Origin of the sequence: Caballeronia udeis, assembly GCF_044909315.1 — a bacterium.
Taxonomy (GTDB): domain Bacteria; phylum Pseudomonadota; class Gammaproteobacteria; order Burkholderiales; family Burkholderiaceae; genus Caballeronia; species Caballeronia udeis_A.
Window position 1 is genome coordinate 25,325 of sequence record NZ_JBIYEB010000012.1, and the last position, 14,671, is coordinate 39,995.

12 protein-coding genes are annotated in these 14,671 nt (G+C 62.5%); 7 read left to right on the forward strand and 5 right to left on the reverse strand.

Annotation, left to right across the window (positions count from 1 at the left end; translation table 11 throughout):
* Positions 1–272 precede the first annotated feature (272 nt).
* Positions 273–1,682 (reverse strand): MFS transporter, encoded by a 1,410-nt coding sequence (locus tag ABH944_RS19945; RefSeq protein WP_404609629.1) that lies wholly within the window; start codon positions 1,680–1,682, stop codon positions 273–275.
* Positions 1,683–1,692: 10 nt separating this feature from the next.
* Complete coding sequence (locus ABH944_RS19950; protein ID WP_404609628.1) at positions 1,693–2,265, reverse strand: hydrolase; 573 nt, start codon at positions 2,263–2,265, stop codon at positions 1,693–1,695.
* Between the two features lie 220 nt (positions 2,266–2,485).
* Between ABH944_RS19950 and ABH944_RS19955 the strand changes: the two genes are divergently transcribed.
* The 5 genes from ABH944_RS19955 to ABH944_RS19975 all read left to right on the forward strand — a co-directional run bounded on the left by ABH944_RS19955 (position 2,486) and on the right by ABH944_RS19975 (position 6,313).
* The gene (locus ABH944_RS19955) at positions 2,486–3,091 is read left to right on the forward strand and encodes a TetR/AcrR family transcriptional regulator (RefSeq protein ID WP_404609627.1); all 606 of its coding nucleotides are present in this window, start codon (positions 2,486–2,488) and stop codon (positions 3,089–3,091) included.
* Positions 3,092–3,433: 342 nt separating this feature from the next.
* Positions 3,434–3,991, forward strand: coding sequence for a DUF6622 family protein (locus ABH944_RS19960; RefSeq protein ID WP_404609626.1), 558 nt, complete (start codon positions 3,434–3,436; stop codon positions 3,989–3,991).
* Positions 3,992–4,028: 37 nt separating this feature from the next.
* Positions 4,029–4,313, forward strand: coding sequence for a hypothetical protein (locus ABH944_RS19965; RefSeq protein ID WP_404659463.1), 285 nt, complete (start codon positions 4,029–4,031; stop codon positions 4,311–4,313).
* A gap of 24 nt (positions 4,314–4,337) precedes the next feature.
* Entirely contained in the window at positions 4,338–5,441 is a 1,104-nt protein-coding gene (locus ABH944_RS19970; protein WP_404609625.1) for a sensor histidine kinase, read from the forward strand.
* A gap of 47 nt (positions 5,442–5,488) precedes the next feature.
* Positions 5,489–6,313: a LytR/AlgR family response regulator transcription factor gene (locus ABH944_RS19975; RefSeq protein ID WP_404609624.1), complete on the forward strand. Its 825-nt coding sequence runs from the start codon at positions 5,489–5,491 to the stop codon at positions 6,311–6,313.
* 62 nt (positions 6,314–6,375) lie between these two features.
* Here ABH944_RS19975 and serC read toward each other — a convergent pair whose 3' ends face one another.
* From serC to ABH944_RS19990, 3 genes are all read right to left on the reverse strand, one after another.
* Entirely contained in the window at positions 6,376–7,467 is a 1,092-nt protein-coding gene (serC, locus tag ABH944_RS19980) for a 3-phosphoserine/phosphohydroxythreonine transaminase (protein WP_404609623.1), read from the reverse strand.
* Positions 7,468–8,871, reverse strand: coding sequence for a hypothetical protein (locus ABH944_RS19985; RefSeq protein WP_404609622.1), 1,404 nt, complete (start codon positions 8,869–8,871; stop codon positions 7,468–7,470).
* Positions 8,872–8,977: 106 nt separating this feature from the next.
* Positions 8,978–10,867 carry a DUF3857 domain-containing transglutaminase family protein gene (locus ABH944_RS19990; RefSeq protein ID WP_404609621.1) on the reverse strand — a complete coding sequence of 630 codons (1,890 nt, stop codon included), beginning with the start codon at positions 10,865–10,867 and terminating at the stop codon, positions 8,978–8,980.
* Between the two features lie 231 nt (positions 10,868–11,098).
* On the opposite strand from ABH944_RS19990, the gene ABH944_RS19995 reads away from it, so the two are divergent.
* Together ABH944_RS19995 and ABH944_RS20000 are read left to right on the forward strand one after the other, a co-directional pair.
* On the forward strand, positions 11,099–12,568 hold the full coding sequence (locus ABH944_RS19995) for an ATPase domain-containing protein (protein WP_404609620.1): 1,470 nt from the start codon (positions 11,099–11,101) through the stop codon (positions 12,566–12,568).
* Positions 12,569–12,571: 3 nt separating this feature from the next.
* Positions 12,572–14,629 (forward strand): hybrid sensor histidine kinase/response regulator, encoded by a 2,058-nt coding sequence (locus ABH944_RS20000; protein WP_404609619.1) that lies wholly within the window; start codon positions 12,572–12,574, stop codon positions 14,627–14,629.
* The last annotated feature ends 42 nt before the right edge of the window (positions 14,630–14,671 follow it).

Here is a 14,671-nt window from a genome sequence, read left to right on the forward strand (position 1 = left end):
TGCTATGTAGGATGGGTACGTTTTCTTCCGCTGGTCGTGGTCTTGCTGTGAGCCCAGACGGAAAAACGTTAGCGCAAGGTAATGGCAACTCTGTTTATGTGCTAACTTTGGAAAACTCGGAATGATGCGGATTCTAGGCATCTGAGTTTCCTCAGTGAATGGCTCCTATTGAGACAGGCGATGGTCGCTTGTGGGTCGTCAAGAGCTATTCACTTGCACAGAATGATGCTTAAGCGGCCGCATCGGCGGGTAGGCGCTCCGCCCGCAGCCGTTCACGCCGCGGCGATTCGCGGAATCGTACGATCGAATATCGTGGCGACAAACAGGCAGGCGCTCAACACACCCATAACGATGGCCAAGCTGTGCAGGCCGTGATCGCTCGCAGTTTTGCCATATAAGGCCCCAAGGAGGCTGGTCGCCGCGATTGCACCTAGATATCCAGCGGTGCGCTGGAGTCCCGCTGCAGTGCCGATCTCGTCGGCCGGCGCCTGCAGATAGACGGCGGTCTGGGTGGCTGTGGAAAACATGCCTTGCGGCACACCGAAGCACACAACCGCGGCAGCGATGATCCATGCGGACTTGCTGCTGTCGATAAAAAACAGGCAGATGCATCCGGCCAGCGCTGCGCCAATGCTGACGATAAACGGCCCTCGAATGCCTTTTGTGCGCCCGCCTGTCACAGAGGAGACGGCGGCGAGCAGCGACATCGGCATGGTGATGAGGCCCGCTTGGCTAGTGGAGAAGCCGGCGCCGCTTTCGAGCCACTGAGCGAATCCGTAGAGGATGCAATATACGATCATCAGGACCGCCCCTGCGCGCAGATAGGTTACCGTCAACGGTCGGTTGCGGCCCAACATCCGCACATCGATAAACGGCTGCTTGCGTCGCGCCGAGTGAAGCACGAGCGCTATACCGAGAACGGCGGCGACAGGCAGCATGCTCCAGATTGGGCGGTCGAGATTCATCAGGAAAATCATCAGGCCGAGCAAAAAGCCGGTGAACAGCAGGATGCCCACCACGTCGAGCTCTGCCATCAGACGCGCAAAGCTGCCTTCGCGCGGCTGATCCTTTGGCACCCACAAAAAAACCAGCAGTGCAGCGAGCAGCGCGAGCGGCGCGTTCACGGCAAAGATCGAGTGCCAGCCGAAAGCGCCTGTCAGTACGCCACCCAGCAAGGGGCCGATGGCCAGGGTGGAGACCCCCGCCAGCGAGAGAACGCTCATGGCGACGCGTGGCGGCGCCGCACCGAGCCGATCTGCCTGGACGCGGAAGATGCGCATGGCCGACGGATAGGCGCCGGCCGTGCCGATTCCTAATGCCACCCGAACCGCGATCAAGACGCCGAGCGTGGGAGCAAACCGGCCGATCAGCGCGGATATCGCGACGATGAAGAGAGAGATCAGGTAAATCCGGCGTGGGCCGAATAGATCCGCCAGTCGCCCCATGGTCGGCTGGGCCACGGCGCTTGCCAGGTAGAGCCCGGCAATCAGCCATCCAGCCTCCGCGACGCTTGCATGGAAGTCGGTCGCAATTGGCACCAGCGCGGTAGAGATCATGGTCGAATTGATCGGATTCAGCACGGCGCCGAGCGCTAGCGGCGCGACGAAACGGAAGCCGAAGCCCGCATGTTGTTCGTTCGGGCGATCGGAATCGCCGCCGGTTGTCGCCGGATTGCTGTGCATCTTGCGTGGCTCAGTTCTTCAGATCGATGTCATCGGACTTCACCACGCGTGCGAGTAGCGGAAAGATGTTGTCGACTGCAAACGCGTGCATGTCATGAGACAGCCCCGTCGTCGCATCTTCAGCGATCACGACGTCGTAACCATGCTCGTAGGCCTGGCGCGCGGTGGATTCGACGCCCATATTGGTGGCGATGCCGGCGAGCACCACCGTTTTGACGTTCCGGCGCCGCAACTGCACATCGAGATCGGTGCCGTAGAACGCGCCCCATTGATGTTTCGTCACGAGAATGTCGGACGGGTGAGCGAGTTTTTCGACGAGCTGGCTGAAGTTCGCTGGAAAGCCCCCTTCCGGACGCGAAAAAGGACGGTCCACTGGCTGTTTCAACACATCACCGAAGTCCGCCGTGAAGGCGACGTTGACCAGTACGACCGGTGCCCCGGCAGTCCGGAAACGCGCTGCTAGCCGGCCACCGGTTACTGCCACCTGAGCGCCGGGGCGAGGTGCCAGAGCGGGCATCGACACGATGCCTTGCTGGAGATCGACGAGAATGAGTGCTGTTGTTGTCGCGGGAAGAGTGAGCATGATGGGAGCCTTGCGGTGGATTCGAGGAGGTAACTGACGCCCAAGCATAACTCTATTTGAGTATTTGCTCAAATAGAGTTATGTGGTCGATGGCCGCCGTAACTGGCAAACTGACGGCATGTCTTCGACTCCCGCCAAAACTAAAGCTCTATCCGCTGCTCCGCGGCCCAATCGTGAACGGCCGGCGCTTGCGCCGCAGCGTGGTGTCGGCCGTGAGCGCGTGGCCACGTTGATGGCCGCTGCATCAAAGGTGATTCAGGAGCGCGGCTTTGATGCGGCAACCATGGCCGAGATAGCGGCGCGCGCCGACACCAAAATCGGTTCGCTCTATCGTTTCTTTCCGAACAAAGAGGTATTGGCCGACGCGCTGATGCAGCGCTTCAGCGAGTTGCGTGATGCCCAATGCGACGAAATCGATGCCCGCGCCTGCGTGGTGTCAACCGACGAGCTGGCCGATTTGCTGATCGACTCCCTTGCGGAGATCCATGACGAGGCCAAAGCGCTCGTCGCCTTGCTGGATGCCCGTTCGGAATGGTCGGGCAAGCGACTCGAGTATCGCGAGAAGGCGCTCAAGCGAATTGTTGGCACGCTGCGGCTCAGGGCGCCGACATTGCCGGGAGAGACCGCCAAAGACATGGCGGTGGTATTGCTCAACAACATGAAGACGATGGTGGCGATGACGCTCGACAAGTCGGCTCCGACCAGCCCGGGCGGCCCCGCCGAGTTGCGTCTAATGAACCGCCTGTATCTCGCCAGCAAGCTCGCTGGGCACGAACTGCCCGTGGCTCAGGCCGCGGCGCCACCATCAGGTGGTGCTTCCGAGTAGCATGCGCAAGACCGCGTGGCGACGCTATAAAGCGGTCTTGATCTAACCGCGTGTCGGCGCAATATCTCCTTTACCGGTTGGGCGATAAAGCGTTAAGCGCTTGAGGATGATGTTATCGCCCGGGTGTGCCGGATCAGCTTTCGCCTTGTTTCACCCGTTCAAAAAGACGGCCCGCCAGGCTTTTGCCCGGCGGGCCGTTGTCATTTGCGGTCTTCGTTTTGAGGCCACCTGGCGATCCGTGCGGTCCGCACACCAACCACTCACGCCGCGCCGCAAGCGTTTCGCGGCGCGATGTGTCGTCCCGTCGCAAGCCGCTCGCGACGCGAGAGGCGAACGCCGACCATGAGCGTCATCGAAATCTCCTCCCTACGGATAAGGACGATCATCATGTTCATCGGCATTCTTCAGAACACACCGCACTGGGTCTGGTGGCTGCTCGCGGCCGTGATTTCCGTCGGCGTCTCGCAAACGCAACCACGGCACAGGACACTGCGCGCCGCAACGGCAATTCCCATCGTCATGGCCGCACTCTCTTTTTATGGCGTTGTGTCACTCTTCGCCGCGCAGTCCATCGCGCTGGTGGCGTGGGCGGCGGCCGTGCTTGCGGCTCTCAGGATGTCCCAAGCTGCGGGCGTTGGCAGCAAGGTTCGCTGGCTTGCGGCAGAGCAGCGTCTGCTCGTGCCGGGAAGCTGGGTTCCGCTCATGCTGATCCTCGGCCTGTTCATCATCAAGTTCGGTGCCAACGTCATGCTGGCGATGCATCCCGATCTGAACGTCGACAAGCTGTTCGCGGTATCGGTGGGTTTTGCGTACGGCGCTTTCAGCGGCATCTTCCTCGCACGTGGTCTCGCAATGTGGCGCGTCGCCCGGCAAGCCCAGTCATCCAGCATGGCTTATTAAGCGGTTGATCGAGCGACGCAAGCGCACCGTATGCCGCATGCCGGCTTCTTCGCACAACGCACGAGCCGGCAGCCACGACATCACCGGGAGCACAGACGATCCGCCGTGCCGCCATGGGCTGATCACCCGCTACAACCCGCTACGCGTAGAATCCGCGCAATGGGTCGATCTACCGGGTGATCTGGCCGGCGCGTGCAGTGTGTCCGCGATCCTCGGATACTTGTTTAAGCCTCCCGGCCGGGCGCCAAGCGACGAAGGCAATACCACTGCCGACCTGCGAGCGTGGACTACCGGACAACCAAGCGGCGCGAACCGCGCCTGAACCACCGCACACCAAGCCCACTGAATGCCTCACGCTCACCACACCCTGCACTGGCTATGGCGCGAACTGCGGATCTTTATCGCGATATCGGTGGCGACCACCGTGTTCTTCTACGTGATGAATCGCGATTCGTTCGCCGACAACCTGATCTATTCGCTTTGCAGCACGCTGTTCATCCAGGGGTTAATCGAGATAGGCCGCTATAGCCTGGCCTCGCTGATACGCAAGCGTTCCCCCGATAACCTGGAGGCCCAGCGAAACTGGCCCGGCTGGGGATTGATGGCCCCGTGGGTCGTTGTGTCGGGCGTAGTGGGTTACATCGCCGCGCACATGCTCGGCGATCTGCTGACCGGCGTGCAGCACGCACCGGCCACGATCATGGACAACCCCCGGGCAGTGCTGGTGAGCATCACCGGCGTGTTTGTGTTGTCGCTGGGCATCACGTATTTCTTTTATGCCCGAGGCCGCATGGCCGCGATGGAAACGCGCACCGAGGCCGCGCTGCGAAGCGCCGCCGAGAGCCAGCTCAAGCTGCTGGAGTCGCAGCTTGAACCGCACATGCTGTTCAACACGCTGGCCAACCTGCGAGTGCTGATTGCGCAAGACCCGCCGCGCGCCCAGGCCATGCTCGACCGTCTGATTGCGTTTTTGCGCGCCACGCTTGACGCCTCGCGCTCGGGATCGGGATCACATTCGTTGTCCGCTGAGTTTGCGCGTATTGGCGATTATCTCGAGTTGATGCAGACCCGCATGGGAAACCGCCTGAGCACGCGGCTTGATTTGCCCGATGACCTCGCGGGGTTGCCGGTGCCGCCGCTGCTGCTGCAACCTCTGGTCGAAAACGCCATCAAGCATGGACTTGAACCCACGGTTGCAGGCGGCTGGATCAGGGTGAGCGCGCAGCGTGAAGGAGCCACGCTCGTGCTGAGCGTCCGCGATACGGGGGCGGGTATCAGTATCGGCGGGACGGGTCCTGGTGCATTGCCATCCGGCGACAGCCGTTTCGGCATCCAGCAGGTTCGTGAACGGCTTGCCGCGTTGTACGGCAAAACCGCGTCGCTTGAACTCATAGCCGCAAGCGACGACGAGGGCGGCACCCTGGCTATCGTGCGCCTTTCTGTATCTTGATTCCGACCACTGAGTTGATTCCGACCACCGACCATTCCGTGCCCATCATGAAAGCCACCGTACTGATTGCTGAAGACGAAGCTTTGCTGGCGGCAGACTTGCAGGCCCAGTTGACCCGGTTATGGCCTGACCTGCGTTGCGTCGCGAGTGTGGCCGACGGCGAGACCGCGGTGAAACAAAGCCTCGCGCTGCAGCCCGACGTGCTTTTCCTCGACATTCGCATGCCCGGCATGACGGGGCTGGAGGCCGCGCAGGCGCTTGCCGAAGACTGGCCGGATCTCGCCAAACCGTTTCCGTTGCTGGTGTTCGTGACCGCCTACGATCAATACGCACTGCACGCATTCGAACACGCGGCGGTCGACTATGTGCTGAAGCCCGTGCAACCGGATCGCCTGGAAAAAACCTGCGCGCGTCTGCAAGCCGCGTTACGGCAGAGGACGCAATCGCAGGCGGCTGATCCGTCGTTGGACGCTGCTATTCACACGTTGCGCGAGCTCTTGCATGCCGACGCCGCAGGGCCGCAGGCTAAACTACCGGCAGCAAGCCCGCCGCTGCGGCTGATCCAGGCGAGTGCCGGCAATACCATCACCATGGTGCCCATAGCGGACGTGCTGTACTTCGAGGCCGCCGACAAATACGTACGCATGGTCACGGCTGAACGCGAGCACCTGATCAGGATCTCGCTGCGTGAACTGCAATTGCAACTTGATCCGGAGTGTTTCTGGCAGGTTCATCGAAGCACGATCGTACGGTGTGATGCCATCGCCACCGCATTACGCGATGACAGCGGCAAACTCACGCTGACGTTGCGCGGCCACACCGACAAGCTGAGCGTGAGCCGCCTTTACGCCGACAGGTTCAAGGGCCTTTAGCCGAGCGGGCAGCGCGTACGCGGGAACGGCGGCTTCGATACTCCTTCGCCACCTCGCATCGCTTAACCCCGCACCCGGCGAAATTCGCCCAGCCACTCCGACAACACCGCCACGGCTTCGGGCGTCACCGCGTTGTATAGCGAAGCCCGCAGGCCGCCTATTGACCGATGTCCTTCCAGGCCATGCAATCCGTCGCGGCGGGCGTCATGGATGAACTGCGCTTCCGTGGCTGCATCGGGCAGACGGAAGGCTACGTTCATGGTCGAGCGGCAAGCGCGCTCGCCATGCACGCGATAGAAATCCGGCTCGGCATCGAGCGCGCGATACAGCTGGTCCGATTTCTCTCGGTTGATCGCCGCCATGTTTTCCACGCCGCCTATTTCGTCGCGCAGCCAGCGCGTCACGAGCATCAACACATAGATGGCGAACACAGGCGGCGTGTTGTACACCGAACGCGCTTGAATATGGGTCCGATAATCAAGCAGGGTCGGCAACGCATGCGTGGCCCGTTGAGCGAATTCATCGCGCAGGATCACCACGGTGACACCGGCTGGTCCGAGGTTCTTCTGCGCATGCGCATAGATCATTGCGTAACGGTCGATATCGAGCGGCGCAGCCAGCAGATTCGACGACATGTCGCAGATCAGCGGCACCTCATGCAGGCCCGGAATATCCGCAAATTCCAGCCCCTCAACCGTCTCGTTGGACACGTAATGCAGGTAGGCGGCGTCCGGCGCGAGGCTCAGCTCCTCAGGCGCAGGCAAACGGCGATACCCCTGCGCGCGGCCGTCCCACACCACATGCGTTGTTCCCTCGTGCCGCGCTTCGACCGGCGCCTTGGCGCTCCAGTAACCCGACACGATGTACTCGGCATGCTTGCCGCTGCCGCGCAGGAAGTTCATCGGCAGCATGGAGAACTGAAGGCTGCTGCCGCCCTGCATGAACAGCACATGGTAGTTGCCGGGGATATCGAGCAAAACGCGCAGGTTGCGCTCGGCTTCATCGAGCACGCCGCGGAACCAGTCGGATCGATGGCTCATTCCCAGCACCGACAAACCCGTCTCGGGCAACGCATCGATTGCAATGCTCGTTTCGCGCAGCACCGAGGCCGGTAATGCACCCGGTCCGCCGGAGAAGTTCATGGTCTTGTTCATTCAGCCCGCCGTCCTGTGCGCCAGCATGTGCTCGAACGCATCGACGATATGTTGCACATGCTGGTTCTTGTGGGCGAGCACGCCGCTGCCGCGCTCGTAGTGCGCGAGCATGGTCGCGTTGGCTTCGAACACGAACACCTGACCGTCAGGCAGAAGCGTGAAGTCGATGCCGCCGTAGTCCAGATCGAGCCGCCGGCCAATAGCCGTAATGGCGTTCATCGCGCGCTCGCCGAGGGCCGCACGCGGGTCTTGCAGGAAGCGCCGTTCCTCGTCGAGTTTCCATGCGTGGCTTTCCATATCAGCGGAAAAATAATGCGCGATCCAGTGCGGCGAGATCACGAGATGATAAGGAAGCGGCTGCCGGTCGACGTAGATCATGCGGTACTTGCGGTAGAAGCCATCGGCCGACTGGCAATCGCGAAACGCGGTGAGGTACTGGGCGCCTGCTTGCGTCGATAACCGGCTTTCAAGTGCTTCGATGCTGTCGCACAGAACCAGGCCGTCGCCACCGTGAGCCGCAACGGGCCGGGCCAGCAGCGGAAACGTAACGGCGTGATTGGCGAGCAGCGAAGCGAGTGCTCCAATGCCCTGTTCTTCGCTTGCTCCTTCGTACCTCACGCACGGCGCGGTCTCTACGCCATCCAGGCCGTCAAGCAGCGCGGGCAGCCTATGCCGCGAGGTCGGGGCGATTGCCGAGTTCGGATTGAGCAACGGGCGCGAACACTGCGCCTCAAAACGCGCGAGTCTGTCTCCAAGCGGCGCTGCAATATCCGGATCGCCGATCGCGTTGAATACGAGATCGAAGGAGGGAAGCTGAGCGTCTTCGTCGTCGGTGGCGTAGTCGATTGCGTACTTGATACGACGGTTCCTTGCGCCGGGCAACAACGCCTCGAACGGCACGTTGCCGGTGCTTTTACCCGCGCACAGGATCAGGACGGAGCGAGTCCAGCCCGCCGTCTCTTCGACAAAAACCCGCTGGATTCCATAAGCGCGCTCGCGATAACCCTCGGCAAGCGCAGTGTTTCCCTCGCCCGCATGAATGGCGGCCAGGTTCTGGCATGCAACAGCGACATTCGGATCGAGCGTCAGCACGAGCTCGTACCAGCGCGCGGCGGCTGCGTGATCACCCTTCATGAAATAACCCGTGGCGACGTCGCACAGGCCGCTCGTGTGGGCGTCCGGCGAGTCGGTGGCGTACGCGTCGAGGGTATGGGCTGCGATCAGATGAGCCAGCGCGCCGAGTTCATCGCCGGCGTGGCGGCATGCCTTGGCGAGCGTGCGGTGAACCCGCGGATCGGGCGACGCGATTGTGCTCAAACGATCAACGGGCGCAGACGAATGCTTGGGGGTGTCGTCGGATTCTCGGGTCATCATGGCCTGGCCGTGCGCATCGGGACGCTTCATCAATGCGAGTTTTGCAGCATAACGGCCTCGCCCGACATTCCGGTTACAGGCACGCATGCCGCCATTACGAAAATTTACGCGCCGGTCGAACCCGTTCGGTCACCGGTCACGGCTGCGCCGCCTTGACGATGATCTGCGCATCCGTGTCCCGTTCGATGCGCTTCAGCACCGGCTGCATGGCGATGAAGTCAGCAGGCGTGCAAACCTGCTTGCCGAAGTTCGCCTTCAGATGACGCTCCGCCTGAATCAGGTTCGTCGCGGGGTCGAAGACATAGCGTGACGAATAATCGAAAAACGCGTTCGTGAAACTGGCATCGGTCGGGACATCGGTGACTTGAACCGTCTTCGGCAATTCGACTTGTGCGACTTCATCGAATGCGCCTCCCGTGCACATGAATGGCTGGGTCCGCACGCGCTCGGCGAGCAGGTTCTCAACCTGCGTGGCGATCCCGCCCGACAGGCTCGTCAGCGCCGGGAGGGCGGTCGTTCCGGTGGGCCACACGACATTGTCCAGCGTGCCGTTGATCGTGGTGGTCAGCGGGCCGTTGCTTGCGTTCAGGTCGTTGGCGCTCAGCGTCGCCACACCGCGCAGGCCGCTCGCCCGGAGGCGGGCATCGGCGATCTGCTTGCGGCGTTCGGTGGTCGCATGCAGCAGGTTCGCACGCTCGGGACCCGTACTCCATCCGGCGTCTTCCACCTGGTCGGCGAACGAGGCCGAGCCGTCGGGCGCCACCTCGATCTGCAGGCGCGCTGCACGTGACAACGCTTGGGTAGCGGGCGTTCGTGACAGCGTGCCGTCGCTGACCAGCAGCGTTGGACGGTCCATGTCCGCAAGCGGCAGATAACCGAACTCGATACTGAGCGCCGTGGAGTCTGCATACAGCGCGAGCCCCGGCAGCCATGTAATGACGTGATTGATCGCGCTGCCGCCATAGCCCGGTACCGACGGCAGCGTATAGACCGAGCCGAGGCTGATCAAGGCGGGTTCGTTCTCGATCCCCACCGCTGCCAGCAACGCGCCGTAGAGCGCGACGTAGTCCTTGCAGTCGCCATAGCGGTTGGCGAGGATATCGGCGGCGCGGTGGGGGATGGCGGGACTCTGCCCCAGGAACAGCGACACATAGCGGATGTTGTGGCGGACCCAGTCGTAGAGTGTGGCCGCTTTCGCGCGAGCGTCGGTCTCGTTGCGCGTGAGCGATTGGGCGAGGGCGCGCACGGCCGGGTCATTCCCGCTCGGGTCGACGGTGCCGTCCCGATAGCTCGCGGCAAAGCTCCTGTAGTCCGGAAACGTCGACACCATCAGCCGGTCGCCATACTGCGCATAGCCGACCGAGCCCGCTTCCACGCGATCGTAGTGAGCCCGGCTGTAGTCGAATTCGTAGCGCGTGCGGCCACCCTGCGTCACCGGCAGCACGGCGATATAACCGCGTGCATCGGCATAAAGCGGTTTGTTGGCAGGCAGGTCGAAGATCAGCCGCTGCTCTTCCACGGGGCCGCGCCCGGGCTCGACGAAATAATCGAACTGCCCCGCGATGACCGGCTTCGACTGGGTCTTGTGAAACCGCAGATGCACGATCGATCCCGTACTCACGCCCGGAAACACCACGGCTTTCAGGCGCGAGTCCTCGAATGTGGGGGCGCCTGCCGAACGCGGTTCCTGGATCTCGCGAATCTGGTCCGGCGCCACGATATGTTTAATGCCGTCAGCGCCGAGCGAGTAGGCGTCGCTTATGTCGACGGTCGACGTCGATTTGTCGAACCAGATGTAGCGTTGCGCGATTTCTCCAACACCCGCCGGCGTGTTCGAGCGCAAGGTGGTTTCATCATCTTCCGTCAGGGAGCCGTCTTCCGCTACGACGAAGGTATGAATGTCGCTGACCAGCGTGGACGGCTGCTCGGTTTCAATGGTGTCCATGCCGAATGCCGGCGATCCCAGGCACGCCAGCGAAGCGGCCAGCAGCACACGGCGTTTGACATCCATCGATCTTGAGCTCATGGAGGCGTTTTTACCTGCGGGTTCAACGGCTTATCGCCGCTCAGGCGGTATCGGGCCCGGTTTGCCTGCGCGCCACGCTGCACGGGCCTGTTCTTTGCTGTCACCGGACATATATTGCGGCCGATCGCGGCGAGACCCAAGCTTGGCCGCATTCCTTGCGAGACGTTACGCCTATTGAACCCTATTTCTACCATGAGAACTCAACCTCAGCCGTCTCTCCCCGCAGCACGCATGTCGACGGGCATTACCGGGCTGGACAACATCCTGGGCGGCGGAGTGACGCCGAACCGCGTGTACCTGATCGAAGGGTCGCCGGGGGCGGGAAAAACCACTCTCGCTCTGCAATTTTTACTGAAGGGCGCAGAGTTGGGCGAAGGGGGGTTGTACATCACGCTATCCGAGACGCGCTCGGAGCTGCTAGCTGTAGCCGATGCCCACGGCTGGAACGTCGATGCGTTGTCGATCGTTGAACTGCTCTCCGACGAAGGGCTGGATCCCGAGTACGAGCAGTCCATCCTGCATCCGGCGGAAGTGGAGCTAGGCGAGACGGTCGAAAACGTGATCCGCCAGGTTGAAACGCTCAAGCCTGTCCGGATCGTGCTGGACAGCTTGTCGGAGCTGCGGTTGCTGTCGCAGAATCCGCTGCGGTACCGGCGCCAGATCCTCGCGCTCAAGCGCTATTTCGCGACGCGCGAGTGCACCGTCTACCTGCTCGACGACAACACCTCTGACCCCGGTGACCTGCAGCTCCATAGCATTGCGCATGGGGTGATCAGCCTCGACCAGCTTGTCCACGATTACGGCGGCGCGCGTCGCCGCGTGCGCGTGGCAAAAATGCGCGGCATCAAGTTTCGCGAAGGCTTCCACGACTTCACGCTGGAGACGGGTGGTATTGATGTCTACCCGCGCTTGATCGCGGCCGAGCATCATGCGGAGTTTTCCAGCACGCCGGTGTCGACCGGGTCGGAGGGCCTCGACGCCATGCTCGGCGGCGGCCTGATTCCCGGCACGAATGCACTGCTGATTGGGCCGTCCGGCGTGGGCAAGACCACGACCGTGGTGTGCTGCCTGATGGCGGCGCTCAAGCGCGGCGAGCGCTGCATCTACTATCTCTTCGACGAAACGCTCGGTACGCTGTTGGCACGGTCGAAGTCGCTCGGCATGGACCTGTCGGCCCATCTCGGCAACGGCCTGCTGACCCTGCGCCAGATCGATCCTGCCGAAATGTCGCCCGGCCAGTTCACCAGCGACGTGCGCGAGGCGGTGGAGGAGGAAGGCGCGACGTATGTTGCTATCGACAGCCTGAACGCGTATTTGCAGGCGATGCCCGGCGAGCGCTACTTGCTGCTGCAAATGCACGAGCTGCTCGGCTATCTCAACCAGCGCGGCATTGTGACCATGCTCGTGCTCGGGCAGCACGGCATTGTGGGCGAGGTGCAGACGGATATCGACATCAGCTATCTCAGCGACGTGATGGTCCTGTTCCGCTACTTCGAGCATCAGGGAGAAGTGCTGACGGCGCTCGCCGCCGTCAAGAGCCGCAGCAGCGCGCACGAGCGCACGATCCGCCAGTTCAGGCTGACACAGGGCGGCCTGGAGCTGAGCGAAGCACTGCGCGATTTCGACGGCGTGCTCGCCGGGCTGCCCGCGTATCGGGGCGGCTCGGCCATGCTGGGAAGCCCTGAAGCGAGGGGCCGCTAAGCCGTGGAAAACCGCGTCCTGATCCTCGCCCCTCGCGGCCGCGACGCGGACGTGGTGGCTGAAGTGCTGAGCAAGGATGGCCGCAACTGCCTCGCCTGCATGACTGCTGCGATGCTGAACACCGAGTTGCGCGGCGGTGCGGGCACGGCGCTGATCGCGGAAGAAGCCCTGGCCGACAGCGACATGCCGCAGCTTTTCCAGTGGCTTGGCCAGCAGCCTACATGGTCTGATTTTCCGCTGATCCTGCTTGCGACCAAACGCGTCGAGCGACGTCCGAAACACGCGCTCGACCGGCTCGAGATGCTGGGCAATGTCGTGGTGCTGGAGCGTCCGCTCAATGCAGAAACGCTGCGCCGGGCGGTGTCGTCAGCATTGCGCGCGCGCTTGCGGCAATACGAGGCGCGGCGTCAGCTTGCCGAGCGCGTGGAGGCGCAGGAGCGGTTGCACCTGGCGCTCGCGGCGGGGCAACTGGGATCATGGGAGCTCGATGTGGAGACTGGCTTGCTGCGCTCCACCGAAGCGTTCCGCAAGATCTACGGGCACAAGGGGCCGACGCTGGACTATGCGCAGATCGTCCAGCTCGTGCACCCCGACGACCGCGAGATGCGCCAGCGGGCGCTGGATCATTGCATCGATAACAATACCAACCTGACGGTCGAATATCGTGTGATTTGGGCGGACGGCACCGTCCACTGGGTGCAGTCGCGCGGCCATCCCATGCGTGCGCCGGGCAGCGTTCCGGGAACGAGTACGACGCGGATCATCGGGGTGTCGCTGGATGTCACCGACCGTCACGAAGTCAACGAGAAGATTCTCGCGAGCCAGCTTGTGGTCGAGCGTTTGAACGACACGCTGGAAAGCCGGATTGCGGAACGGACTCACGAACTGGCGTCGGCGAACGACCGGCTGATGAAAGAGATCCACGAGCGTGCGAAGGTCCAGGCGGTGCTCGTGCAGGCGCAAAAGATGGAAGCGCTTGGGCAACTGACCGGCGGCATTGCCCACGACTTCAACAACCTGCTGAACGTGATCATGGGCAACGCCGAACTGATCACACGCGTGAGCCGCGATGAGCGTGTGCAGACCATGGCGCAGACGGTCAAGCGGGCAACCGAACGCGGCGCGAAGCTGACCGGGCAGCTACTCACGTTTTCACGCAGCAGCAATCTGGACCTGAAGGCCATCGACGTCATTTCGATGCTGCATGGCATGCGCGACATGCTGACGTTGTCGCTGGGAACGGGCATTCATTTCGGCACCCGGTTCGACGTGAAGGAAGCCTGGACCGACGCCGACGCCAACCAGCTCGAACTCGCCGTGCTGAACCTGGCCATCAATGCCCGCGATGCAATGCCCGACGGCGGCCTCCTGACCATTCGCGTGAGCCAGTGCACCGCGCCGGATGAAGCGGTGCCGCCGGGACAGTATGTGGTGATCGGCGTGAGCGATACGGGTACCGGCATCGCGCCGGAGTTGCTGTCGCGCGTTTTCGATCCGTTCTTCACCACCAAGCCGGTTGGCAAGGGCACGGGTCTCGGCTTGAGCCAGGTCTACGGCATTGCGCGCCAGGCCGGAGGAACGGCGCGGATTCATAGTGAACCAGGCGAGGGCACGACCGTCGAGCTGTGGCTGCCTTTACGCGAGCGCGTGGTGGCCGAGGCGCAGGTCGCGGAGCAGGGCGAAGAGACCGCGGGCGCGCACGAGCGGATTCTCGTGATTGAAGACGACGTGGACGTGCGGACCTTTCTCGTCGATTGCCTGAAGATGCTCGGCTACACCGTCACCGAGGCATCGCATGGCCGCGCGGGGCTGGATCGCCTGCACACTGACGATCCGGACTTGCTGGTGGTCGACTTTGCGATGCCCGGCATGAACGGCCTGGAAGTGATTGCCGAAGCGAAGCGCTCGCGTCCGCAACTGCCTGCGATCCTGGCGACGGGGTATGCGGACGTGGATGTATCGAAGGACCGCGTAGACGGATACGCGGTGCTCAGGAAGCCGTTTCAGATAGGAGATCTTGCGCGCACGGTGAAGGCCGCGCTGACACGCACACACGTGTGAGGCAGCGAGCCTGCTTTGCTGCTTTACCAAGGTTCAACGCAC